Source organism: Antarcticimicrobium sediminis, from assembly GCF_004348975.1.
GTDB classification, from domain to species: Bacteria; Pseudomonadota; Alphaproteobacteria; order Rhodobacterales; family Rhodobacteraceae; genus Antarcticimicrobium; species Antarcticimicrobium sediminis.
Map to the genome: position 1 here is coordinate 29,949 of NZ_SMFP01000017.1, position 23,879 is coordinate 53,827.

Below are 23,879 nucleotides of genomic sequence, written 5' to 3' on the forward strand. Positions count from 1 at the left end.
GCCGCCTGCCAGCGTTTCCCGGCTAGAGGCCCGCCAAGCGTTGCATCAACCAGTTTGCGGTCGCCAGCACCCCATGATCGTTTCCCATTGCCCCGACGACCTGCACCCCGATTGGGCGCCCGGCGTCGTCTGAGAGCAACGGCACCGAACAACTGGGCAGGCCGAGCAGGCTCCATGTCCGGTTGAAGGCCGGGTCGCCGGTGCTTGCGTCGAAATCGGGGGCTGCACCACAGCTGGACGGGGTCAGCCATACGGCAGACGGGTCCAAATCGGAGACCGCGCGGGCGCGCAATCTCGTAAGCGCGAGCCGGTCCGCATGACGTTGCGCTGGCGGAACGGCGCGGCCTTCCTCGATCTGGGCCCGCAATCCAGCGGAGAGAAGATCTGGCGCAATCTCGGCTTCATATGCCAAGGCTTCCGAGGCTTCGACGGCCATGATGCGGGCATGCAATTCCAGCACGGGATCAAGCGCGCGTACGAAAGAAGGGGGAAGCGTATCGTGAAGCTGCGCGCCGGTCGCAATCAGATCCGCCTCGAACGCGTCCCAGGCCCGAAGAAGATCGGGCTCGGCTTTGCTCCAAGCCGCAGAGCGAAACAGCGTCATAGGGCAGGGCGCCTGCGCCAGCGTGGGCAAGGGGAGGGCGAGACCGGTCAACGCCTCGATCCCAAAGGCGACATCCGGCACATCACGGGCAAACAGGCCCACGGTATCGAAACTCCGCGCGAGCGCGGTGACGCCGTAGGGTTCGATCAGATCGAACGACGGTTTGAAACCGACGACGCCACAAAAGGACGCCGGACGAATAACGGAGCCGGAGGTTTGTGTCCCGAAGGCCAATGGCACCATACCCGCCGCGACGGCTGCGGCAGACCCGGAGGAGGAGCCCCCCGGAGTGCGGCCCGGTGCGACAGGATTGCGCGTCTGGCTGGGTTTGTAACCGGCGAACTCGGTCGTGACGGTCTTGCCCAGAACAATAGCCCCGGCGCGGCGTGCCAATGCGACCGGAGCCGCGTCGAACCCGGCGATCCGATCTTTCCATATCGGCGAGCCGGAGCGCCAGGGCAGGCCTGCGGCGGCGAAGAGGTCTTTCACACCGAGAGCGACACCATGCAAAGGCCCTCGGTTCGGTCCCGCATCCAGCGCAGCCGCGTCGGCGCGCGCGCCCTCGGCATCCACATGCACCCAAGCGCGCAGCTCAGGTTCGAGGTCGGAAATACGCGCGATCAGCGCCTCGGTCGCTTCCGTCGCGGTCAAGCGTCCGGCTGCAATCTCTGTGCGTGTGGCTAAGGCCCCAAGGGGGCGGTCTTGAGCAGTCATAAGTGGGATCCATTCCAGTCGGAAATCGCTGCGGTGTAAATGGATTGCGCCTCGTTGAGCCGATCAACAGAGACGTATTCATCGGTCTGATGCGCCAATCCCGGATCGCCGGGACCAAGGATCATTGTCGCCACCTCCCCGAGCGCAGGGGTGAAGATCGAGGCATCTGTGAAATAGCTGGCGGCAGAGGGCACGGTCTCGGCCCCGGCGATGGCCGCAGAGTGGGCTGTGATCGCCGCCATCCAGGGATGCGCGGGATCGGTCCAGACCGCCGGCAAGTCGATCAACGGCTCGATCTCGATGTCCGGCCCCAGCCGTGCGGAAATCATCGCACGCAGGTCGGCGTGAGAGACCCCCGGAACCGACCGCAGGTCCAGCGTTGCTTCGCAGAAATCAGGTACGGAATTGGTGTTCAAACCGCCATGAATCGTCCCGAGGTTGAGGGTCGGCGCCCCCATGACCGGATGGGTCGCGCCAAGGTCGATCCCGTCCAGCGCGGCCAGTGCATGCGCCATGCACATCACGGCGTTGACACCCCGCTCGGGCATGGAGCCATGCGCTGTCACGCCCTGCGCGCTCAGGCGCAACCACAGCGCCCCTTTATGACCGGGAACTGCACGGTTGAGCGTCGGCTCCGCGACGATTAGCGCGCCGATGGTCGGCAAGCCGCCCGCGTCGACCATGACGCGCGCGCCGTCTGATCCGGTTTCTTCGCCAGCGGTGATCAGCAGGGCGATCCCACCCGGCGGGGGCGGTGCCGACAGGCTGGCGCAGATGAATGCGGCGACGCCGCCTTTCATGTCAGTGGTGCCACGACCGTGGATGCATCCATCGGACAGGGTTGCGGCATGTGGCGGAAACCGCCAGTCGCGCGCCCCGAGGGGCACCGTGTCCAAATGTCCGGTAAACCCGAGCGCGGCTTTTCCGTCGGTCAGCCCTCGCGTTGCCAGCAGGTTGCTGCGGCCATCCCCCATGGGAATGTCACGGCAGGTAAATCCCGCGCCGGACAAGAGCTTGGCGCAGGCGCGCATCGCCTCGGCTTCGCGGCCCGGTGGATTCACGGTGTCAAAGGAGACAAGGCGGCGGGTAAGTTCGACAACGTCCATCATCATGTCACCCAAAATAAGCCTCATGCACGGCGGAATCCTTGGCCAGCGCATCGGCAGCGCCCTCCGCCACCAATTTCCCGCCAGAGAGCACATAGCCATAGTCGGCAATCGCCAAGGTCTGGCGCACGTTCTGTTCGACGAGGAAGACGGTGATGCCCTGCTCCCGAATTGCTTCGATGATCTTGAAGTTCTCTTTCACGTAGAGCGGGGACAACCCCAAAGAGGGTTCGTCGATGAGCAGGATTTTCGGCCCGCCCATCAGACCACGACCGATGGACACCATCGCCTGTTCGCCGCCCGACATGGTGCCCGCAAGTTGATCGCGGCGCTCGGCGAGACGGGGGAAGGTGGTGAAAACATGGTCCATCCGGTCCCGGATCTTGCGCTCATCCTTCACCTGAAAGGCCCCGAGACGGAGGTTCTCGGTCACGGTAAGCTTGGGGAACATCTTGCGCCCTTCAGGGATCGCGGCGATGCCCCGTGCAATGATCCGATGCGTCGGCAGCCCGGTCACATCCTCGCCATCCACCAGTATCTTTCCTGTGTGTGGAGGGGTGAGGCCGAGGATCGCCCGGATCAGGGTTGATTTCCCCGCCCCGTTCGATCCCAGCAGGCATGTGATCCGGCCCGGCTCGACCGTCAGCGAAATATCATGAAGGACGTCGGCCTTGTCATATGCCGCGCGTACGCCGTTGATTTCGATACGGGCCATCTCAGTCTACTCCCAGATATGCGTTCTGGACCTCGGCATCCGAGGCCACTTCGGCATAGGTGCCGTCTGCGATCTTGCGCCCGTAGCTCAATACGACACAGCGGTCGGTGATCCGCTCGATCACGCCCATTTCGTGCTCGACGATAATGATCGACAGCCCGTTCCCGCGTGCGCGCACGTCAAGGATGTCGCGCATAAGCTGGTCGGTTTCGTCATGGGTCATGCCGGCAGAGGGTTCATCGAGCAGCAACAAGCGAGGCGCGGAGACCAAGGCGCGGCAAATCTCGATGCGGCGGCGTTCGATCATCGGCAGTGTTCCTACCGGTTCGAACATACGATCTGCGAGATGCCCGGAGAAGGTCGCGACCAGATCACGCGCTTTCTGGAAACTTGCGTCGAACTCCGCACGAAAGCTGTTGCGTTTGACGAGGTTCGCCCACAGCCCCTGGGACAGCCGAGAGGTGTCGCCAATCATGATATTGTCGTAAATCGACAATTCAAGACAAAGCCGCGAGCGTTGGAAGGTCCGCACGATCCCGGCCTCATAGACCTGCCGGGGGCTTGCGTTCGTGATCTCCTGCCCATCAAAGCGGATGGTCCCCGCCGTCGCCGGGTAGATGCCCGTCAGCAGGTTGAAGCTGGTCGTCTTGCCCGAGCCGTTTGGCCCGATCAGTCCAAGGATCTCACCTCGGTCGAGATGCATGGAGAAGGCGTCCAGCGCGGTAACCCCCCCAAAACGTTTGGTCAGATCGGTAAATTCGAGAAGAGGGGAGGTTGTCATTGTCGGCTCCTCGCGCCGGGGAAGTAGTTGCGAATTTGACGAGGAAGAAGCCCGTCCGGGCGGAACAGGAGCACAAGAATTACCAGCACCGAGAACAACAGGAAGCGGTATTCTTGAAGGAATTGAAGCTTTTCGGGCAATAGGATGACGATGGCCGCAGCCAGGGCCCCGCCCCAAGGGCTTCCCATTCCGCCGAGCAGCACCATGGAGACCATCAGAAGACTGTCGGAAAAGGTAAAGGAACTGGGCGCGATGAAGCTGATCATCATGCCGTAAAGCGCACCCGCGATACCAAGGATCATGTTGCCGGACAAGAAGGCGAGGATCTTGGTCTTTTTGACCGAGATGCCGAAACAGGCCGCAGCGGTTTCATCCAGCCGGACCGCGTCCATATGCAACCCCAGCCAGCTGCGCTCAAGCCGCCGCACAGCGATAAAGACCAGCGCGGCAAGGGCGGTGCAAAGCAGGGCATAGTTGACGTAGAAGGACAGCTTCATGCCGCCGATCTGCGGGCTGTCCATAAAGTCCCACCCCAGCAGGCGCATGGAACTGACCATCAACCCCTGCGGCCCGCCGAGGATTTCGTTGACCTCGAGAAAGGTCTTGAAAAGCACGCCGAAAGCAATGGTCACGACAGCGGCATAGTGCCCGGTCGTGCGCACGATCGGAAAAACCAGCACAAGGCTTAGCGCCATCGACACCACGCCGCCCAGGACAAGGGTCAGGAGTGGCGGGAACCAGGCGACATTGCCCATGACAGCAGCGGTATAGGCCCCCGCACCGAAAAAGGCGGCGCCTGCGAAATTCACCATGCCCGTGTATCCGAACTGGATGTTCATCCCCAGCGACGCGGTGAAATAGAGCAACATGGTGCTGAGCATCAGCAATGGGAAATGCTGCGTCGACAGTGCCGCGATGACCGCCACTATGCCGATCAGCGCAGCACCATTCAGTTTGCTTTCATGTGCGGCCCAGGAGGCCTGAACACTCCGCCCGAAACCGGAGACCATTCCGATCACGGTGGCAATCACGGCGAGCGCGAGCAAACCCAGCACCTGCCAATCTTCTTCTGCACTCAGAATCGCCCAGCCATAAAGGGCAACAGCGGCCACGGTGGCAATGCCCGGTATCCAGCCTGCGCGTCGGACCGGGGGAGACATGACAATATCGGTCATTCTTCAGACCCTTTCGCTAGCACGTTCAGGGATAAGGCCGGTCGGCTTCCAAGCCATGATCGCGATGACCACGGCAAAGGCGAACACGTCCTTGTAGGCGGAGGCAAAGGGCAGCAGCGCGGAGCCGACCACCTGAAGCCCGGCAAACAGGAAGCCGCCAAGGATCGCGCCATAGAGATTGCCGAGCCCCCCGACGATCGCGGCGGAAAAGCCGATCAGCCCCAGAAGCAACCCCATTCCGAAGTTGATTTCGTTGTAATACAGCCCGTTCATCACCCCTGCGAAGGCCGCGACGCCAGACCCGATGGCAAAGGTGGCCAGAACCACAAGCATATAGTTGATGCCCATGATCTGTGCCGTCTCCTCATCCTGCGCAACCGCGCGAATGGCGAGCCCGAGGCGGGTGCGGTTGAGCATCATGTTGAGTCCGGCAATCAGCAGAAGACCTGCGACCACAAGGATCACGCTATCGGCCCGCAGCGCGAAACCGCCAAGATCTATGGATGCGTCGGGCAAGAGGGCAGGGAAGGCCTTTGGGTTCGACCCGTCTGGGTAGAACAGGCGGACGGCCTCGCGGATCGCGGTGCCCAGCATCAGCGTGACAAGCAATGTATTGAGGGGGGGCGCCTTTTTCAGCGGCAGCACCAACCACTTGGCGATGGCGGCCCCAACGGCGGCAGTGACCACCATACTTGCAATCAGCACGACCACGAGTTGTAGCCAGGGGTTGATAATGCCGACAGCCTCAAGGCCGAGCCAGACCGTGAACCCCGCGAAGGTGCCCAGCATGAGCACGTCGCCATGGCTGAACTTGATGACGTCCAGGACGCCGAAAAACAACGTGAAACCAACAGCGACGAGCGCATACATCGTACCCAGCACGATGCCATTGGCGAGGAATTGAGCGATGAGTCCTAAATCCATGATCCAAGCTTCCAGAACGGCAAAGAGCCGCAGCCCTGACTGCCAGTGTCAGTCAGGGCTGCGGTTTCGATGCGTGTCTTGTTATTATTTCATACCCGGCAGGCTGCGCGTACCGTCGGCGTATTCACTGTCTTCCCAGACCACCCATGCGCCGTCCTGAGCAACATAAGAGGTGATCCGAGCGACGGTGTTCTGGCCGTTTGCGTCGAACGAGATCGGGCCCGTGATCGACTCGTGGTTTTCGACCGTGCCCATGTATTCGACGATTTTCTCGCGGTCGGGGCCAACGGTTTCGACCGCGTCGATCAACAAATCCATCGCGGCAAAGGCAAAGGGACCGTAGGCTTCAGGGGACCGGTCATATCCTGCCTTTTCATATTCGCTCAGGAAGTATTCCCCACCCGGCAGTTTCTCTGCGGGAGCCCCTTCGAGGAAGGTCAAAGACCCTTCGGCGAGATCGCCACCGAGACCGTCAAAGAAGGCATCCGATTTGATCCCCGAAACACCTTGGAAGACGGCGTCGATGCCCAGCTTGTCCATCTGCTGACGCACACGCACACCGATCGGTGTCAAACCGGCGAAAAAGATCACGTCGGGATTGCCCTGCTTGATCTGCGTGAGTTCCGCAGTGAAGTCCTGCTGGTCCGAGGTCACCCCGAAGCTGGAAAGAATTTCGCCCCCATTTTCGGCAAGGTAGGTGCTGAAATACTTGTTGTGGCCTTTGCCATAATCCGTGGTGTCGTGGATCACCGCCCAGGTTTTGTACCCCTGTTCGGTCATGAATTTGGCAGCCACTTCGTTCTGGTTGATCATCGTGCCGTTGACACGCGTGATCTCAGGGTAGTCGTTGCCATATGTGATATCCGGCAGCACCGCGCCCCAGACCGTCATCGGCAGGCCGAAACGGTGGTAGACGTCGACAGTCCCCATGGCTACGGCAGAACAATAGTGGGCGACCGCGCCGACCACGTCGTTGTTGGCCGCCAGTTTCGTGGCAACCTGTACGCCGACATTCGGCTTGCACTCGTCATCCAGCACTTGGAGTTCGTAGTGGTATTTCGAATCCGGGTCCGCATTCCGCAACGCGACGGCCAGTTCGGCCGAATTGCGGCCACCGAGACCAACAGACGAGACCCCGCCGGTCAACGGGCCAATGAAGCCCAGTTCGACGGTGTCCGCGGCCAAAGCAACGCTGCCAAAACCGAGGCCGGCGACCGTGGTGGTCATGAGGCCGAAGCTGTGCAGAACGCGATTGATGTTGTGTTTCATGTCTTCTTCCCTGAAGTTCCAAGTCGATGGCTATTTTTGCCCTAGAGTTGTGATTTGAAGATAATTTGAATACCATTCAATTTATTATGACATGGACCGTCATAAAAGTGAACGAAATTCAAAAAAGACGTGAAATAAGGCAACTTTCATTGCTATGAGTGTAAAAAATAAGCATAACGACTCCGACCTGTCAGATGAAGATACCCTGAACGCGCCCTTCGACGGTTCAAGCGTGGCGGGGTCCACCGCTCCAATTTCCGATCTGGGGGCGCGCATACGGCAGGCGCGCAAGGCCAAGCGCATGACATTGCGCATGGTTGCTGAAAAAGTAGGCTGCTCGCCGTCGATGTTGTCCAAGATCGAAACGGAACATGCCACGCCTTCGCTGCGGACGTTGCATCGCGTTCTCGCCGTGCTGGACACCTCGATCGTGCATTTGTTCGGCTCGGACGCCCCGAGGGAAGAGCTTAGCTTGATGCGGGCCGAAGATCGCCCGGCCGTGCGCGTACAGCGCAACGCACCCGGGCCTTCAATTCTGCTGGAACGTCTATCCCCCACCTTCCCGGAACTCATGCTGGACGCCAATATTCATACGCTCGAACCCGGCGCAGAAAGTGGTGGGGACATCCAGCATGCGGGGCAGGAGGTCGGCTACGTACTTCAGGGGCAGGCTGAACTTATCGTCTCGGACAAGAGCTATGTTCTTGGGGCAGGAGACAGTTTCTTCTTTGCATCAAGCCTGCCGCATCGCTACCGAAACCTTGATGACGGAGTGACGCGAATCCTTTGGGTCGCAACACCGGCCACCTTCTGAAGGCCTTGCTGCGTCCCGAGTTTCGAGTGCTGCACCCAAGGCCTGATTGGCATGGGATGCGGCGATGGAGAGCCCAAGCAAATACCGTGGCCGCAAGTCTAGTTCGAGCCCAGAGCGGTCGTTGATGTCGTCCTGACACAATCGGAGGCATCGGGGGCGCAGTCTCAGTTCCTCGGGCGCGCGGTCTCAGTCTTGACGGCCCTCCAAGGCATGGCCTCCTGCACAGGGGGGATTTGTGATATGCTTGCTTGCAGGATGGTCCAGCAGGGGAATTTCACTTTGGCATTGAACGTACTCCGGCTCCTCTTTGCCGTCCTTCTCTTAGCTGCAGGGCTTGGGGCACGGCCACTTCAGGCAGCTGCAGAGACCCCGGAGATTCCGGCCTGGTTGCAAAAGCATGTCGGCACAAGCGAGGGCCAGATCGCCCCGGTGGTCCTGCAAAGGGCACGGGCGCTTTACCAGCGCAAACGAGGCGAAGGCGCGATTACGAATCCCTGCTACCTTGCCATGGATGCGACCCGCCCGAGCGCCGCGCGCGGTGGCAAGCCGGGGCGCCGGTTTTACATCATCTGCGAGGCACGGAAATCGTTTCGTGCGGTTTCGTCGGGCTATGGCAACGGGCGGAAATTGCGGCGCGCGGAGTTCTCTAACGGTCGGCAATGCGCGAAGAACTTCAGCAACGCGGAGGGATCAAAGCTGACCATGGGCGGAGCCTATGTCACCGCGGAAACAAGGACGTCTTTCAAAGGCTATTTCCGCCAATCCGGAAAGAGGGAACCCTTCCATCGCACCTTCCTGCTGTATGACGGAGAAGGCGATACGGAAAATGCGAGAGAGCGGGCCATCGGCGGGCATCCGGCCGTTTTCGTGAAATGGCAGTGCCGCTTCAAGAACCCGAACAGCCCTCATGCCGACAGCGACGGGTATGTCCCTTTTGGTAAACTGGTGAATTACACCGCCGGCCGCAGCAACGGCTGCACGACCTGGTCGCAATCCGCGTCCGAGGACATTCTCGCCCTGGTGGAGGGGAACCCGACGACGCTTTATATCTATCCTGAAGCTGGCGACATCAACGCCGTTGCAAAGGCGGTGAAGACGGGCAGGTCCCTGACGCGCGCCGGGCTCTATTGGAACGCGACCTGTCTAAAGGCGATCCACGTGCCCGAATTCTGGCCCAAGAGAACGCTCCAGCCGATCATCAATGAATGGCGGCAGTCGCTGCCAAAACAGCCGCCGCTGGTCTTGCCGATCTGCAAGTGAGGGGGCGGTGTGAGCCTTTGGCGCCGCGTCGCACGTTAACCCTGTCAGCAGAACGGTCTCCCATGGGCTGAAATGCTGTACGATGATCCAATGTCTGGTTCGACGGACTGTTCCGCAGCATCACGAATTTCGGGGCGGCGACGTGACGCCAGCTGTGGAACAACCCCTTCCAAGCAACGACATGTCGTTTGCCGCCATGCTCGACCTATTTGGTGTTTACACCTTCAGGGATAAATCAGTTTTTGGCGACAACTGCATATTTAGTCCTTTTTTCTGGGTAAAATGCCCCTGCGGATTTCTCGCGGAGTCGCGAGACCTCTTACACGACTGTAACCATGGAGAAATGGCTTATGACGCACCCAACAGACGCACATGTCGGGAAAAAGATCCGGCATTTTCGTTGGCTCAAGGGTCTGAACCAAACACAGTTGGCCGGGACGATCGGTGTGAAGTTCCAGCAGCTGCAAAAATATGAAACCGGCGCAAACCGGATTAGCGCCTCACGTTTGTTTGCCACGGCGGAAGCTCTGGAACAGCCTGTTGCATCTTTCTTCCCAGACAGCTCATGTCGTATCGACCAATTGCCCATGTCTCCACAAGACGCCGATCTCCTCCAAAGCTGCAAAACGCTGACACCCGAGCAACGCAAAGCGTTTTTGGGATTGGTCAGATCCCTTCCGGGGATCCAGAAGTAGCCGCTGCAAGTCACTTTGCCGGTCAAGGTCACGCCTCGGGCATGACGCCCAAGATCCTCCTCGCTGCGATCATCTGCGTCTTCCCGACGCAGGCAAACATGATCCGGGGGCTCGCTTTGGTCCCCGCCAACGGTGTGCGCGGACCGGCAGGGGGATCCGCCCTCGTTCGTTCTGGGCAATGCTGGGCGGCGTGCGGCGCAGGGCGAAGACTTCCAGACAGCTTCAAACAGCGGCGGAATACGCGCCCCCTGATTGGGGCGCAAAGCCCCTTGGCGTGCGAGGTCATGACCGGCTGCCGATATCGCCTTCCCAAATGCTTTTCTGGTGGCATTCGGGATCGGCGAAGATGGTGATTTGCGACCCAACCGGCAGCAGGTCGCTCAGTGAGCCCGTGACGGTGCGCCCGCTGACGCCGGTGGCATCACGCCACAGCATATGACCTTTTTTCTTCTTTTTGCCTTCGATGATGTGGCCCGTTACCTTGGCGGTGCGAACCTCGCCATTTTCACGCAAGGCGACACTGGCGCGTGCACGGGAAATATTATGTAGCCCGCCGCCCAAGCCGACAATCACCAGCCCCACCGACAGGGCCATAGCCAGCCAAAAGGCCCTGGCGACGGTTTCTGGCTCCACGGCGCTGATTGTCGGGTCAGTCGGTAGATACCGCACTGCGATCTCGGCGTCTTTGATCAGCGTCTCGTAGAACGTCTTGCTCACGTTCTGGCTACCATTGGTATAGGGGTCATCAGGTGTCGGGAAACTATAGCGTACGCTATAACTTGGGCCGGTTTTCGCATCTCCCAATGGCTTTGACCACAAGCCTGTCACCAGCCCATCGACATTAACGCCCTCATTGTAGATCCGCGATGCGGTTTGATACTCTGTGAGTTTGACGGCCCCAAGGCCAAGACCCGCAACAATCAGCAGCCCATAGACCCAGCCTTGCTCACGCCAGAAAAACCCCGCCGCTGTCCGCTTTTTAAAACTCATTAATACTGTCCTTTGAATAAATCGGAAGATGTCGCCCGGAGCTCAGCGCGTTTGCGTCACCGAACGCCAGCGTTCCACTGGAACGCCGTTGGCCACAGGGAAGGTGTGGGAAAGGTCGGAAGCGCGACCGGAAAAGGCCAATGGATCATGGAGTGTCTTGTCATCGCAAAGCTCTGTCAGGGGAGGGAAACGGCCTCTGAATCTGTTCTGCATAGCATGAAATCGATATTTTTCATGACTTATCCTGTCTTGCAGATATAGGCTGCAGGAAGGTTGGCGATGGTCGTCCCCAACATCGGCCCGTTCAGTTTGCCCGATCAACTGACGACTGCCCCGGCCAGAGACGAAAACAACTTTTGTCGGCTGATATTTAAGTCATGAGAGACACCGGCCGCGCCCACCATTTGACTAAAAAACCGTTTCATGGAGATATTTTCGATGTCGTATCTATGCCCTCTCGCCGTTGCCGCAGTCTCCCTCTTTATTGCCACAGGCTGCGCCGCACAGACCGAAACCGGCACTATGCCGGTGATAGTTGATGGTGCCGACTATTTGCTCTCGGTTTCGGTCACAAATAAGCGGGCGAAGTCGGGCTGGAGCGAAGCCGTTCCCAGTTTCGATCAAGTCAGCGTCAATGGGTTTCTCGAAAAAGGTGGCGCTATAGACATGAATGTCTATGTCAGTTTCGGCGTATTAACGATGAACGGCGCTCAGACGATTACAGACGCAGACATCATACTCACCGAGCGAGGGACTGAGGGCGGCTGGATGACTGTGGACAGCGACGACCCGGTTGTCACCTTGACCACATATGAAAAGTCGGACGCGGGCGTGCTGGTCGAGGGCAGCTTTTCAGGCGCGCCCGATTACCGAAAATCGCTGTACAAGATGACCGATGAGCGTGGCGCGGTCCGGACGGTCAGCGGCAGCTTCTCGATCTTATATCCCGCCAAGTAGATGGCGCCGCAGCAGAGCAAGGGCTGCGGGCCTTAGCCGGCCAGTCGACGAGACGGGGACAGTGAAGCCCCACACCTTCGTCTCTTCCGGCATCGTTCCATCCAACATCGCCACCTCCTTTCAGTGATGACGACAGTATCTCAAACCTTTTATTTTATTGAAATATGGGGTTTTTGCGCCGCTTACAGTTGTTCCGCAAGTTGACGAGAGGGAAGCATACGCTGCCCGTCGGTCATCTGCCCGGAGTGAAGCGCTTCGATCACCGAACGCCGAAGCCGGCTCTGGATCGTGTCGCCGCGGTGTTTGTGGAAATCAATCAGCATGGTTTTTAGGGGCTTTCGTGAAGAACCTTCACCCATTTGTCGGTTGCTTGGTGGCGTCAAGGCGACGCTGGTCGTTCTGTGGCATCCCGCCTTTTAACGCACAAGTTTTTAAGCTGGCTCCATCCTATGTCTGCACCTGGACCTGTCAGGCGACCGGCGGAAGTGGCCATCTGGGCGCAGCAAATCAGGAGATCTCCATGCTCGATAACGATCTGGCGAAGGTCGTGTCCGCCGACCGTGCCCACGTCTGGCACCACCTGTTCCAGCACAAGACGCTTGAGGACAAAGACCCCCGCATCATCGTCGAAGGAAAGGGGATAAGTGTCTGGCATCAGAACGGGCGCGAGTATCTTGATGCTGTCTGTCTGACACCTGCCAGCCCGGCAATCCGTGATCTGCCCGCCGCGCCACCGGGGCCTTGGAGCGTTGCGCCTGTTCGATCCGCCGCAGGCCGACAACGTTCCACCAGAACGGGCACCAGAACGCGCGCGGCTTTTACCCGGTCACCTGTGGTGTGGTCGGTGTCGCTTACGTCGTCTCGGGCATAGTTGCCGCGGCCGGTGCCGGGGAAGTTGTCGGGGTATTGGAAAACAGGGAGCCGATTGCCACGCTGCGGACTCCGGCGTCCTCGTCGCGCAAGAGAAAAAGCGCCTGAAGGTCGTGTTTCCGCGCAAGGGTCCCCCCGGCCTCAACGCCCAGCACCATCAGCGCGGTCGCCCAGGCGTCGGCCTCGGCACAGCTGCGCGCGACGACCGTGACCGATGCGGGTGGCGACAGGAGCGGCGCGCCTTTGCGTGGATCCATGGTATGCGACAGATGGCGGCCTTGGACCTCGACCCAGTGGCGGTAATCGCCCGAGGTCGCCACGGCCGCATCTTGTAGCGACAGCACCGAGTGGGGGGTACGGCGTTCGGGGGCGGGGGCCTCTACCGCGACCGTCCAGGGGTGCCCGTCGGGCCGCAGGCCAAGCGCGCGCATCTCGCCGTCGATGCCGACAAGACCGGCCTTGATACCAAACCCCGTCAAGGTCGCGGCCAATCGGTCCACGCCATAGCCCTTGGCGATCCCGTTCAGGTCCAGCGCGATGGGGGCCGTTTTGCGGAGGCACTGGGCGGCGGTATCAATCTCCAGGGCGTTGTGCGCCTTGAACCGAGCCACTCTCATCGCGGTCCGGATATGCTCAGGGCTCGCGGCTTCGGGGCCGAACCCCCAGGCCGTCACCGCATCGCCCATGCCGATGTCAAACGCTCCGCCCGACGCGCGCCCGATTTCAAGCCCGAGGCGCAGCACGTCAAGCAGCCGCGCAGGGACCGGCAGCCATTGGCCCACGGGCGCGGCGTTCAGGCGCATCAGGTCGCTGCCGGGGGTCCAGGTGGACATCTGGGCGTCGACCTCATCCACCGCTACTTGCAGCGCGGCACGCACCGGCGCGGGGTCGGTGCCATCCGGCGCATGGAACAGCGCCGTCCAGCGGGTGCCCATGGTCGCGCCGTTCAGCGCGTGACGCGCCAGATCAGTAGACATCTTCGACATAACGTCCCTCTGCTTTCAATGCCGCCGGGGTCAGCCCGGTGGGCGCAAGGATATCCGCCAGCGCATCGGTGACTCCAGCCGCCATGTCGCGCCCGCCGCAGACCATGATGCGGGCGCCGTTCCGGATCAGGCGGGTCACTTCCAGGGCATCGCCGCGCAGCGCGTCCTGGACATAGCGGCGCTGTTTGCCGCGCGAGGTGGCGGTGATCAGGTCGGTCAACCGTCCTTCGGTCTGCCAATCCGCAAGGTCATCGCCATAGAAAAAGTCGCTGTCGCGCTGACGCATGCCAAAGAACAGGTGGATCGGCCGCTGTCGACGATTGGCGCGGATAAACCCCGCCAAGGGACCAATCCCGGTGCCCGCGCCGATCAGGATCAATGGCGTGTGGCTGTGATCGGGGTGGAAGGCGGGATTGTGCCGTACGAAGGCGCGAACGCTGTCCCCGGGTTGCAAAGCCATGAGCTGACCCGAGCACAGGCCGCCGACGTGTTTTCTGACCACGATCTCGATGAAACCGTCGCGGTGCCCCGAGGCCAGCGAGTAAAACCGCGGCATCGGTGAACCTTCGGGCTGGATCCCGATCAGATCCCCCGCTTTGAACCGGCCAAAACCACGCCCGGTCAGGCGATGCCACAGCGACACCTTCGGCAGGGCAAAGCGCAGGATCGCCGCCGGGGCCTGCGCTTCGCTTCCATAGTCGCGCCGCGATTTCAGCATCAAGGACCGGGTCGGGGCCGGGACCGGTTGGTAGGCAAGATTCAGGTCAATCCCGAGCGCATCCCCCAGCGCATGCCCCCAGCGCGCAAATTCTTGCGGCGACTGACGCTCGATCGTGTCGAGCGGCAAGAGTTCAGGCCAGCCTTTCGCCTTGGCCGCAGCGGCGACGGCTTTCGCAAAGCCGCAGTAAGCCGGGAAGCTGCGGTCGCCGAAACCGAGCACGGCCAAGGGTATGGCGGGTACATGACCCAGGGCTTCCAGCCGGTCAAGGAACCCCTTGGCCGAGGCCGGTGCTGCGCCGTCGCCATAGGTCGCGGCCAGAACGATGATCCGTTCGGCGTTGGCGTAGCGATCCGGTGCGAACGCTGACATCGGGCCGACGTGAACGCTTTGACCCGCCTTCGTCAGCGCCTTGTGCAACGTTGCCGCAAAGCCCCATGTGCTGCCGCCTTCGCTGCCGACAAGCAGGATCGTCTTGGCCTGTCCGGCGGTTTTGTTGCCGTGAATGCGGGGCCGTGCGCGCCGCCCGGCAAGCCAGATCAGCACACCCGTTGCGCCCATCACCGGCACGCCAAGCGCCAATAGACCAAGGATCAGACCCAGAACCGCCGCGCCTTGTCCGGTGTGCAGCATATAGATGGTCTCTGAGACGCGTTCCAAGCCGGTCAGATCGGCCCAGCCAAGAACTTCGCCGGTACCCTGGTCAAGGTATCCGGTGCCTTGATCGGTCTTGAGCGTGAACACATCCGTCGCATCGCCGGGATAGGGAAAGCTCAACTCGCGCAGCTCATTGACCGGCGTGGCCACAAGCAGCGCCATGTCGGTCACCGGCATGGCGACCGCGCCGCTGACCGCAGCCGGAAAGGCCGGGCCGTCACTGGCGTCGGGGAGCAGATCAAAGGTGGAGGCGGTCATCCACAGCGCCGTAAGCGATGATACCATCAGCCCAAAGATGGCGATCCGGGCGATTTCAACGTGAATCCGTCCAGCAAGTGGCCCACGCAGAGGTGCGAACCAACGCCGCCAGCCACCCGCGCGACGCGCAACCAGCAGGGTGCCCGAAATCGCCAGCACCAACATCGCCGCCGCGCCCAGAGCCATTGCAATGCGACCGCCATCACCCAGAAAAAGCGAACGGTGCAGGTTCGTCAGCCAGCGTTCCATCTGGTTTGGATCGGCCGAGGCCACCCCCTGTCCCGTTGCGGGGTCAATCACGGCGGCGCCGGGGGTTCCGTTCTCGAACCAAAAGGCGGTGATCCGGCCCGACGGCGCGCGCCGGACCTGTTCCACCCCCGGATAGACAAGCTGTATACGCTCGGTCAGCGTGGCGACGCTCAGCCCGGCGTCGGCCTGCGGCGCGGCGAGACGTTCTGCCGCCGCAAAGACGGACAGTGCCGCGCCGCTGAGCGCAAGAACAGTGACAAGGACCAGAGCCACAAGACCCGGCCAGCGATGGAATGCGCGGATCATGACCCTGCGCCCTTACATGTCGTAGGTGAAATTGGTGATGTAGCGGCGCCCCGGAACCGGGGTTCCTGCGCCCTCTGTGGTCAGCGGCACGACCACTTCGTTCGGGCTGTCGCGCATGTCCTCGACCGCCGCGTCGATGTGCAAGGTATAGCCTGCGTCAAACAGAGCATCGGTCAGATCAAGCGAGATTTCCAGCGATCGACCGGCACCAACGCTGGCGCCGGTGATCCCGTTGATCTGCGCGGTATCGCCACCCGTCGCCCGATACCAGTCGGTCAAGTGCTTGTAATATTTCGACTTGCCGCCCGCCATCCAAAGACTGCCAGCATAGGCCCCGGAGGCGTCAGTGACATAGAGCGCAACATAGGCACCGTCCCCACCGTAATTGCTAAGCTGTGTGGTCATTGTGACTTGGCGTGCCATGGCAAGCCCGGGGAACGTCAGCGCCGTGGTGAGCAAGAGAGTTGCGAAGGCGGATTTCATTGGGGGTCCTTTCGGTCTAAGTACTTGAAGTTATACGGCGCGCCGGGCGTTTTCCGTCGGCGAAACCGGTCTTCATTTGGTCTGAACTTTGGGCGCGGTACCGTTTCCGAATAGCCCGTTCTTGGGCGGAGCTACGGAGCCAGCGGGGGCTGGATTGCGGGCGTTGCCGCGGCAATCGTCGCAGTCATCATCGTCGTCGTCATCATCATCATCGTGATGGCGGCGATGGTCGTCGTCATGTTCGTCATCGTCATCATGTTTGTCGCTGACGAACACCAGAGGCAGCGAGTCGGTTGCGGATCGGAACAGCGCCTTGACGGACTGGCCAAAACCGTCGTCGTCGTTGCGCGCGGCACTCCAGGCGGGAAAACCGATCGTGGCGGTCAAGGCCGTAGAGGCGATCAGAATCGCGAGGGCCTTTTTCATGGCGGGGTCTCCTTTTGTTTGCTGGGATCAATCTGGGGGCGCCAACTGAGGTCTTCCTGACGGCGCTGCGATTCTTGCTTCAGCTTGCTGTCAGGAAAAAGGCCCCACCGGATTTGGCGGGGCCAGTGAGGGCCGAAGGGACGTATCAGCCCTGGGGGGAAACTCAGGCGATGTCACCCGGTCCGGGGGCACGTTTGTCGCCGGTGACCATGGCGCGGGCCAGATTTTCGCGATGCCGGAAGGAGGCCAACACGACGCCGCCCACATGGGCCGCGATCAACAAAAGCATCAGATTGGCAAGCACCTCATGGGCCTCTTTCACGGCGCTGTCGCCGCCCTCACCATGTTCACGCCCTTCGTGGTCCTCATCGGCATAGGCCGGGGCCACGATCTGCGGCAGTTCGGGCAGCATCGCGATGCGGGTCTCATCCTCCAGCAGCCAGCCGGTGAAGGCCGTGCCCGAAAGGGTGACCAGCAAGGCCACAATCATCGCCGCCCCGGCAGGGTTATGGCCAAGATAGCGGGGTTCGCGGCCCGCGATCATGTCGCCCAGATAGGCCATGATCGCCGCAGGCCCCTTGATAAACTGGGAAAACCGCGCATAGCGGCTGCCGATCAGGCCCCAGACCAGACGAAAGGCGACCAGCCCCGCCACGACATAGCCCGCCATCTCGTGCACCGTGGAAAGTTCCTCGGCGCTCAGATAGGCCACCGTAAAGGCCGCCACGAGGCCCCAGTGAAAAATCCGGACCATAGGATCCCAGACACGTCTTTTGGCTTGCGCTGTCTGCGCGCCTGCTCCGTCATCCTGAACGGACGTTTCAGTCATCGTCTTCATCCTCATACTCGATTTCAAGCACTTTCAACGTCGACGGATGCACCGTCACTTCGATCTGGCGCCCCTCGGCATCGCGACCGTTGATTTCATAACAGCCGTCGTCGATCTTGATGCGCCGGACGGTCCAGCCGTTCTCGCTGGCCAGACGTGCGACGGCTTCGCGCGGTTGCCAATCGGCCATGGGCACGAAACAATCGTCACCGGCCAGCGCCGCTGCGGCCGGAAACACCGAAAGAAAAGCGAGAATTGTCAGGGACTTCTTCATGGGGCAAACTCCAGCTTTGGGCCGACTCCGGTTTGTGGTCGTCTTGACGGCAACTTCGGCCCTGAACCTGACGGGATCCTGAAGACCGTGCCGTATAGCCATCAGCTTCACGTCAGCCCGGGCGCAGACAAGATGGGCCTGACCTAGAAAAGGAAACCAGACCGCCATGCGTATCCTGCTGATTGAAGATGATCCCGTTCTGGGGGCCGCCGTGCGCGACCAGATCGCGGGGGATGGGCAGTCGGTGGATTGGGTGCAGCGGCTGGATGCGGCGGGCGACGCCATGGCGGGCGCGTCCTATGATCTGGTGCTGCTGGACCTGATGCTGCCCGATGGCCGGGGTATTCCCTTTCTGAAGGACCTTCGTAAGCGGGGCGACGTGACGCCGGTGATCATCCTGACCGCGCTGGATCAGATTTCGGATCGGATCGAAGGGTTGAATGCCGGTGCCGACGATTATCTTGTGAAACCCTTCGATCTGGCCGAACTGTCGGCGCGCATCGGGTCCGTCGCGCGGCGCTATACCGGCAACCCCAACCCGATCATCACGCATGGGGCGCTCGACATCGACCTTGCCGCCCGCAGGATCACCCGCGATGGCAAGCCGGTGGCGCTGACCGCGCGTGAATGGGCGCTGTTCGAGGCCTTTCTTGCCCGCCCCGGTCAGCTTTTGTCCAAGGCCCAGCTTGAGGACAAGCTCTATGCCTTTGACGCCGAGGTCGAGAGCAACACCATCGAGGTCCACGTCAGCCGGTTGCGCAAAAAGCTGGGGTCGAAGGTCGTCGAAACCGAGCGTGGCATGGGCTATCGTCTGGGCACGCCATGAGGTTGCCGCGCAGCCTGCGGGCCCGGTTGGCGCTGTCACTGGGGGTTTTGCTGACGCTTCTTTGGGTCGGCACCGCCTCGGTGACGGCCTTGATCCTGCGACGGGAGATGGACGAGGTTTTCGACAGCGCATTGGAGGAAACCGTGCAGCGCCTGTTGCCGCTGGCGGTCGTGGAGATTGTCGGGCGCGACGATGACGGCATCTCCCAACGGTTGGGGGCGATCCGCAATCATGACGAGGTCTTTACCTATGTCGTGCGCGACGCGCAGGGGCGTGTCCTGCTGCAATCGCATGACGCGGATCCGGCGGTCTTTCCGACCTATGACGGGCCGGGCTTTCGCCAGACGGCAACCCACAGGTTTTACAATGAAGAGGCTTTGCAGGGCAGCGTCCGCATGTCGGTGGCCGAACCGCTTGATCACCGCGCCGCCGTGGCGCGCGAGATACAGATCGGTCTTGGGCTTCCGCTGCTGATCGTGATCCCGGTCGCACTGCTGGCCATCATTCTGGCGGTGCGGGCAAGCCTTCGCCCCCTGCGTCAGTTTCGCGACAGGCTGGACACGCGCAATGCACAGGATCTGACGCCCATTCCGGCGGGTGATATTCCATCCGAGATCTCGCCTATTGCAACCACTTTGAACGGCCTGTTGGGCAGGCTCAACGCGGCGTTCGATGCCGAGCGCAGCTTTGCCGCAAATGCAGCCCATGAGTTGCGCACACCACTGGCGGGGGCCATCGCGCAGGTGCAACGCCTTCAGTCAGAAACCCATGATCCGGCGTCACAGGTCCGCGCTGCCGATATCGAAGTGACGCTCAAACGTCTTACCCGGCTGTCCGAACGGCTCATGCAACTGGCGCGGGTCGAGGGGGGGCGCCTGAGGCTGGACAAGGCGACGGATCTGCGCGCCGTTGCCCACATCGTCGTGGAAGACATCGCGCGCACGGTGGCCCCGGACCGCATTGCGCTGACGCTTCCCGACAGGCCGATGATGTCCGATCTTGATCCCGATACATTCGCGATCCTGTGCCGCAACCTTGTGGATAATGCGCTGCGGCACGGCGCGGAAAGCGCGCCCGTCACGGTTGTTCTGACCGCAGAGGGCAGGTTGACGGTCTCGAACGCGGGGGAGGTTGTGCCCCCTGAAAAGCTCGCGCTTTTGACCGACCGCTTTGAACGCGCGGGGGCGGTTGCCGATGGCAGCGGCCTCGGGCTTGCGATTGTCGCGGCGATTGCCGATCGCATCGGTTCCCCGCTTGTTTTGAGATCGCCCCGTTCGGGAAGCACGTCGGGGTTCGAAGTGACGGTCTCCCTTCCGGTGGAAAATCTGGCGACCTAGACCCATCTTGATGGGGAACGGAACACTTCCCCCGAGAGACGGGCCCGCATTTTGCTCTGGGATTGACAATATGGCTTTCGCAAAGCATGGCCTGAGGCCCGACATTTCACCATGATTTCCCCAAGGGCTGCCCGATGGCCGCCCGTAGTATTCAAGGCGCAGCCATGACGATTGCCCACCTCGTGACCCATTCCGGCGGATTTCATGCCGATGAGCTTTTGTCCTCGGTCATCCTGACCCGTCTGTTTCCCGAGGCGCAGATTGTGCGCAGCCGTGACAAGGGCTGGATCACACCTGCCGAGGACCGGATCATTTATGACGTGGGCGGCGAGTTTGATGCCACAGCACAGATTTTCGACCACCACCAGCGCCCCAATCCGCTGCGCGAGGATGGCCAACCCTATAGCTCGTTCGGCTTGATCTGGGCGCACTATGGCCGCGACTACCTGCGTGCGATGGATGTGCCAGAGCAGGATGTCGAGACGATCCACGGCTCCTTTGACCGGGGATTCGTGCTGCCGATCGACCTGCTCGACAACGGCGCTGTGAATTCGTCCGAGGCGGGGCCGCTTTTTGCAGGGCTGACACTGCCGGTGTTGCTGGAGAGCCTGAAACCGGTGTTCGATGACCGCGAAGAGGGGGCAGATGACCGCGCTTTCATGGCCGCATTGCCGGTCGCGCGGGCTTTTGTCGAGGCGCAGATCAAGCGCAAGGCCGCGAAATACCGCGCCGAGGCGATGGTGCTGGCCGCGATCGAGGCCGCAGGAGAGGCGCATATTTTGGATCTGCCGATGGGCATGCCCTTTCGTGCAGGGGTTGAAAAAGCGGGGGCCGATCATCTGCTGTTCGTCCTGCACCCGCGCGACTCGGATTGGGCGCTGACCACGATCCGCACCGGCGAGAATACCTTTGATACCCGTGCCGACCTGCCCGCCGCATGGGCGGGGCTGACCGACGACGCGCTGGAAGCCGCCTGCGGCGTGAAAGGCGCGAAGTTCTGCCACAACGGGCGGTTTATCGCGGTGGCCAGCAGCCGCGAAGCGATCGCGCAGATGGCGGAATTGGCGGTGGCCGAGGCTTTGGCCGGGTAACTTTTCTGGGCAAGCCTCGGCCAATCGGCTGTAGAGAAAGACGGGGGCGCATAAAGAAGGGCAGGGGCCTAAACCGCCCGGCGGCTTAGGCGCTAGTGGCGCGATGATGTGCGCCGCCGCCTTCTTTGTGGCCGGTTCTTTGTGGCTGATCTTTCCGGGCCGACAGTTGGGGTTTTTCCCAACCGTCAGGTGGGATTCAGGAAACTATCAAAGCCCCTCTTTATCGACCCCGCTTTCGCTTCACCCCGCCGCGCTGCCCCGGCCGTCCGGCGGTCGAGCGACCGCGTGATTTCACCGCCGCTTCGCTTGCCGCCTCGACCGCCGATTGCCGTGCCAACGGGTCGTCAGAGATAGCAAGGTCCACCGCCTCCAACCGTTTGACCTCATCGCGCAAGCGTGCGGCCTCTTCGAATTCGAGGTTTTCCGCCGCTTTGCGCATCTCGGCGCGCAGCCCGTCCAGATGCGCCTCCAGATTAGCGCCGTGCAGCGGCTTGTCGATCTGTGCGGTGACGCGATTCATGTCGACGTCGCCCTTGTAGAGCCCGGCGAGGATGTCCTCGACGTTCTTCTTCACCGTCGCCGGGGTGATGCCGTGTTCCTCGTTATAGGCGATCTGCTTGGCGCGCCGACGGTCGGTTTCCCCCATCGCGCGCTCCATCGAGCCGGTGATGCGGTCGGCGTACATGATCACCCGGCCTTCGGAGTTGCGCGCCGCCCGTCCGATGGTCTGGATCAACGAGGTTTCGGAACGTAGGAACCCCTCCTTGTCCGCATCCAGAATTGCCACCAATCCACACTCGGGGATATCCAGCCCCTCGCGCAGCAGGTTGATGCCGATCAGCACGTCGAACGCCCCCAGTCGCAGGTCGCGCAGGATTTCGATCCGTTCGATGGTGTCGATATCGGAATGCATATAGCGGACCTTGACCCCCTGTTCGTGCAGATATTCGGTCAGATCCTCGGCCATGCGCTTGGTCAGCGTCGTGACCAGCGTACGGAACCCGTTTGCCGTGACGCGGCGAATCTCGTCGAGCAGATCGTCGACCTGCGTCCCGACCGGGCGAATCTCGATCATCGGGTCCAGTAGGCCGGTGGGCCGGATCACCTGTTCGGTGAACACCCCCCCCGACTGTTCCAGTTCCCACTTTGACGGGGTCGCCGAAACGAATACCGATTGCGGCCGCATCGCGTCCCATTCCTCGAACTTCAGCGGGCGGTTATCCATGCAGGACGGCAGCCGGAAGCCATGTTCGGCCAAGGTGAACTTGCGCCGGTAGTCGCCCCGATACATGCCGCCGATCTGCGGCACGCTGACGTGGGATTCATCGGCAAAAACCAGCGCGTTGTCGGGGATGAATTCAAACAGGGTAGGGGGGGGCTCGCCCGGCGCGCGCCCGGTCAGATAGCGCGAATAATTCTCGATCCCGTTGCAGACGCCGGTTGCCTCCAGCATTTCCAGATCGAAATTTGTCCGCTGCTCCAGCCGCTGCGCTTCCAACAGTTTGTTTTCGCTGACCATCTGGTCCAGCCGCTGGCGCAGCTCTTTCTTGATGCCTAGAATGGCCTGCTGCATCGTCGGTTTCGGCGTCACATAGTGAGAATTCGCATAGACCCGGATCCGCTCGAACGACCCGGTCTTTTCCCCTGTCAGCGGGTCAAATTCGGTAATGCTCTCCAATTCCTCACCGAAAAACGACAGCCGCCAGGCGCGATCCTCCAAGTGGGCCGGAAACACCTCAAGCACGTCGCCCCGGACTCGGAACGATCCGCGCTGAAATGCGTGATCGTTGCGCTTGTATTGCTGCGCCACCAGATCGGTGATCACCGCGCGCTGGTCATAGGTTTTGCCGACCTCCAGATCCTGGGTCATCGCGCCATAGGTCTCGACGCTGCCGATCCCATAGATGCAAGACACCGAGGCGACGATGATCACGTCGTCGCGTTCCAACAGCGACCGCGTGGCCGAGTGGCGCATGCGGTCGATCTGCTCGTTGATCTGTGATTCCTTCTCGATATAGGTGTCCGAACGCGCCACATAGGCCTCGGGCTGATAGTAGTCGTAGAACGAGACGAAATACTCCACCGCGTTGTCGGGGAAAAAATTCTTGAACTCGCCGTAAAGCTGCGCCGCCAGCGTCTTGTTCGGGGCCAGAATGATCGCCGGGCGCTGGGTCTCTTCGATCACCTTGGCCATGGTAAAGGTCTTGCCGGTGCCGGTCGCCCCCAGCAGCACCTGATTCTGATCGCCGTCCCGAACCCCTTGGCTCAGTTCGGCAATGGCGGTGGGCTGGTCGCCCGCGGGCTGAAACTCGGTATGCAAGACAAAGCTTTTACCGCCCTCCAGCTTGGTGCGGGTTTTCACGTCCGGTGCTGGCGCATGCAGCATTGACGCGGACTTGTCGGAATGGGCATAGGGCATCGCGGGGCTCCGGCTTGACCCCCTAAATTTGTTCTTATTTTGTCCGGGCGCAAGGGGGGGAGCGTCATATGGGCCGGATCTTTGCCGGACCTGCGATGAAATCGCACAAACCGACCCTTGCCCGCGCACGTGCCACTGGCATGTGG

At 61.3% G+C, this 23,879-nt stretch carries 23 protein-coding genes and 1 pseudogene; 8 read left to right on the forward strand and 16 right to left on the reverse strand.

The features are described from left to right. Window positions 1-22: 22 nt before the first annotated feature. The 7 genes from E1B25_RS18875 to E1B25_RS18905 all read right to left on the reverse strand — a co-directional run bounded on the left by E1B25_RS18875 (window position 23) and on the right by E1B25_RS18905 (window position 7,288). Entirely contained in the window at window positions 23-1,255 is a 1,233-nt protein-coding gene (locus tag E1B25_RS18875; protein ID WP_165937686.1) for an amidase, read from the reverse strand. A 59-nt stretch (window positions 1,256-1,314) separates the two neighbouring features. Continuing rightward, window positions 1,315-2,451 carry a M20 family metallopeptidase gene (locus E1B25_RS18880; RefSeq protein WP_245510775.1) on the reverse strand — a complete coding sequence of 379 codons (1,137 nt, stop codon included), beginning with the start codon at window positions 2,449-2,451 and terminating at the stop codon, window positions 1,315-1,317. After that, a complete protein-coding gene (locus E1B25_RS18885) occupies window positions 2,432-3,139 on the reverse strand; it encodes an ABC transporter ATP-binding protein (RefSeq protein ID WP_132831145.1) in 708 nt (235 codons plus the stop codon). The genes E1B25_RS18880 and E1B25_RS18885 overlap by 20 nt, the downstream gene beginning before the upstream one ends. A gap of 1 nt (window position 3,140) precedes the next feature. Further along, a complete protein-coding gene (locus E1B25_RS18890) occupies window positions 3,141-3,920 on the reverse strand; it encodes an ABC transporter ATP-binding protein (RefSeq protein ID WP_132831146.1) in 780 nt (259 codons plus the stop codon). Beyond that, window positions 3,917-5,095 carry a branched-chain amino acid ABC transporter permease gene (locus E1B25_RS18895; RefSeq protein ID WP_206338588.1) on the reverse strand — a complete coding sequence of 393 codons (1,179 nt, stop codon included), beginning with the start codon at window positions 5,093-5,095 and terminating at the stop codon, window positions 3,917-3,919. The genes E1B25_RS18890 and E1B25_RS18895 overlap by 4 nt, the downstream gene beginning before the upstream one ends. Before the next feature lie 3 nt (window positions 5,096-5,098). Next, window positions 5,099-6,019 (reverse strand): branched-chain amino acid ABC transporter permease, encoded by a 921-nt coding sequence (locus E1B25_RS18900; protein ID WP_132831147.1) that lies wholly within the window; start codon window positions 6,017-6,019, stop codon window positions 5,099-5,101. A gap of 84 nt (window positions 6,020-6,103) precedes the next feature. Then, window positions 6,104-7,288: a branched-chain amino acid ABC transporter substrate-binding protein gene (locus tag E1B25_RS18905; protein WP_206338589.1), complete on the reverse strand. Its 1,185-nt coding sequence runs from the start codon at window positions 7,286-7,288 to the stop codon at window positions 6,104-6,106. 154 nt (window positions 7,289-7,442) lie between these two features. On the opposite strand from E1B25_RS18905, the gene E1B25_RS18910 reads away from it, so the two are divergent. The 3 genes from E1B25_RS18910 to E1B25_RS18920 all read left to right on the forward strand — a co-directional run bounded on the left by E1B25_RS18910 (window position 7,443) and on the right by E1B25_RS18920 (window position 10,057). Continuing rightward, complete coding sequence (locus tag E1B25_RS18910; RefSeq protein WP_132831148.1) at window positions 7,443-8,102, forward strand: cupin domain-containing protein; 660 nt, start codon at window positions 7,443-7,445, stop codon at window positions 8,100-8,102. Window positions 8,103-8,357: 255 nt separating this feature from the next. Further along, complete coding sequence (locus E1B25_RS18915; protein WP_132831149.1) at window positions 8,358-9,362, forward strand: murein L,D-transpeptidase catalytic domain family protein; 1,005 nt, start codon at window positions 8,358-8,360, stop codon at window positions 9,360-9,362. A 350-nt stretch (window positions 9,363-9,712) separates the two neighbouring features. Next, on the forward strand, window positions 9,713-10,057 hold the full coding sequence (locus E1B25_RS18920; protein ID WP_132831179.1) for a helix-turn-helix domain-containing protein: 345 nt from the start codon (window positions 9,713-9,715) through the stop codon (window positions 10,055-10,057). A gap of 282 nt (window positions 10,058-10,339) precedes the next feature. Here the strand turns inward: E1B25_RS18920 and E1B25_RS18925 are convergent, their stop codons facing one another. After that, window positions 10,340-11,047, reverse strand: a complete 708-nt coding sequence (locus E1B25_RS18925) for a DUF3592 domain-containing protein (protein ID WP_132831150.1) — start codon at window positions 11,045-11,047, stop codon at window positions 10,340-10,342. Window positions 11,048-11,470: 423 nt separating this feature from the next. Between E1B25_RS18925 and E1B25_RS18930 the strand changes: the two genes are divergently transcribed. Then, window positions 11,471-12,004: a hypothetical protein gene (locus E1B25_RS18930; RefSeq protein ID WP_132831151.1), complete on the forward strand. Its 534-nt coding sequence runs from the start codon at window positions 11,471-11,473 to the stop codon at window positions 12,002-12,004. Between the two features lie 182 nt (window positions 12,005-12,186). On the opposite strand, the gene E1B25_RS22245 is transcribed toward E1B25_RS18930, so the two are convergent. Beyond that, complete coding sequence (locus tag E1B25_RS22245) at window positions 12,187-12,327, reverse strand: hypothetical protein (protein WP_165937687.1); 141 nt, start codon at window positions 12,325-12,327, stop codon at window positions 12,187-12,189. 197 nt (window positions 12,328-12,524) lie between these two features. On the opposite strand from E1B25_RS22245, the pseudogene E1B25_RS18935 reads away from it, so the two are divergent. Next, window positions 12,525-12,689, forward strand: a pseudogene (locus E1B25_RS18935) (aspartate aminotransferase family protein); the annotation flags it as partial. A 166-nt stretch (window positions 12,690-12,855) separates the two neighbouring features. On the opposite strand, the gene E1B25_RS18940 reads toward E1B25_RS18935, so the two are convergent. The 6 genes from E1B25_RS18940 to E1B25_RS18965 all read right to left on the reverse strand — a co-directional run bounded on the left by E1B25_RS18940 (window position 12,856) and on the right by E1B25_RS18965 (window position 18,060). Then, complete coding sequence (locus E1B25_RS18940; RefSeq protein ID WP_132831152.1) at window positions 12,856-13,860, reverse strand: FAD:protein FMN transferase; 1,005 nt, start codon at window positions 13,858-13,860, stop codon at window positions 12,856-12,858. After that, complete coding sequence (locus E1B25_RS18945) at window positions 13,841-16,048, reverse strand: PepSY domain-containing protein (RefSeq protein WP_132831153.1); 2,208 nt, start codon at window positions 16,046-16,048, stop codon at window positions 13,841-13,843. The genes E1B25_RS18940 and E1B25_RS18945 overlap by 20 nt, the downstream gene beginning before the upstream one ends. 12 nt (window positions 16,049-16,060) lie before the next feature. Next, the gene (locus E1B25_RS18950; protein ID WP_132831154.1) at window positions 16,061-16,531 is read right to left on the reverse strand and encodes a DUF2271 domain-containing protein; all 471 of its coding nucleotides are present in this window, start codon (window positions 16,529-16,531) and stop codon (window positions 16,061-16,063) included. Window positions 16,532-16,603: 72 nt separating this feature from the next. Next, window positions 16,604-16,957: a hypothetical protein gene (locus E1B25_RS18955; protein WP_132831155.1), complete on the reverse strand. Its 354-nt coding sequence runs from the start codon at window positions 16,955-16,957 to the stop codon at window positions 16,604-16,606. 163 nt (window positions 16,958-17,120) lie between these two features. Further along, window positions 17,121-17,786: a cytochrome b/b6 domain-containing protein gene (locus tag E1B25_RS18960; RefSeq protein ID WP_206338590.1), complete on the reverse strand. Its 666-nt coding sequence runs from the start codon at window positions 17,784-17,786 to the stop codon at window positions 17,121-17,123. Next, a complete protein-coding gene (locus tag E1B25_RS18965) occupies window positions 17,779-18,060 on the reverse strand; it encodes a PepSY domain-containing protein (protein ID WP_132831157.1) in 282 nt (93 codons plus the stop codon). The genes E1B25_RS18960 and E1B25_RS18965 overlap by 8 nt, the downstream gene beginning before the upstream one ends. Before the next feature lie 166 nt (window positions 18,061-18,226). Here E1B25_RS18965 and E1B25_RS18970 point away from each other — a divergent pair, with 166 nt between their 5' ends. From E1B25_RS18970 to E1B25_RS18980, 3 genes are all read left to right on the forward strand, one after another. Beyond that, on the forward strand, window positions 18,227-18,886 hold the full coding sequence (locus E1B25_RS18970; protein WP_132831158.1) for a response regulator transcription factor: 660 nt from the start codon (window positions 18,227-18,229) through the stop codon (window positions 18,884-18,886). Next, window positions 18,883-20,223, forward strand: coding sequence for an ATP-binding protein (locus tag E1B25_RS18975; protein WP_132831159.1), 1,341 nt, complete (start codon window positions 18,883-18,885; stop codon window positions 20,221-20,223). The genes E1B25_RS18970 and E1B25_RS18975 overlap by 4 nt, the downstream gene beginning before the upstream one ends. Window positions 20,224-20,387: 164 nt before the next feature. After that, window positions 20,388-21,314, forward strand: coding sequence for an MYG1 family protein (locus E1B25_RS18980; protein WP_132831160.1), 927 nt, complete (start codon window positions 20,388-20,390; stop codon window positions 21,312-21,314). Window positions 21,315-21,534: 220 nt separating this feature from the next. Here E1B25_RS18980 and uvrB read toward each other — a convergent pair whose 3' ends face one another. Beyond that, window positions 21,535-23,733, reverse strand: a complete 2,199-nt coding sequence (gene uvrB / locus E1B25_RS18985; protein WP_132831161.1) for an excinuclease ABC subunit UvrB — start codon at window positions 23,731-23,733, stop codon at window positions 21,535-21,537. Window positions 23,734-23,879 lie beyond the last annotated feature (146 nt).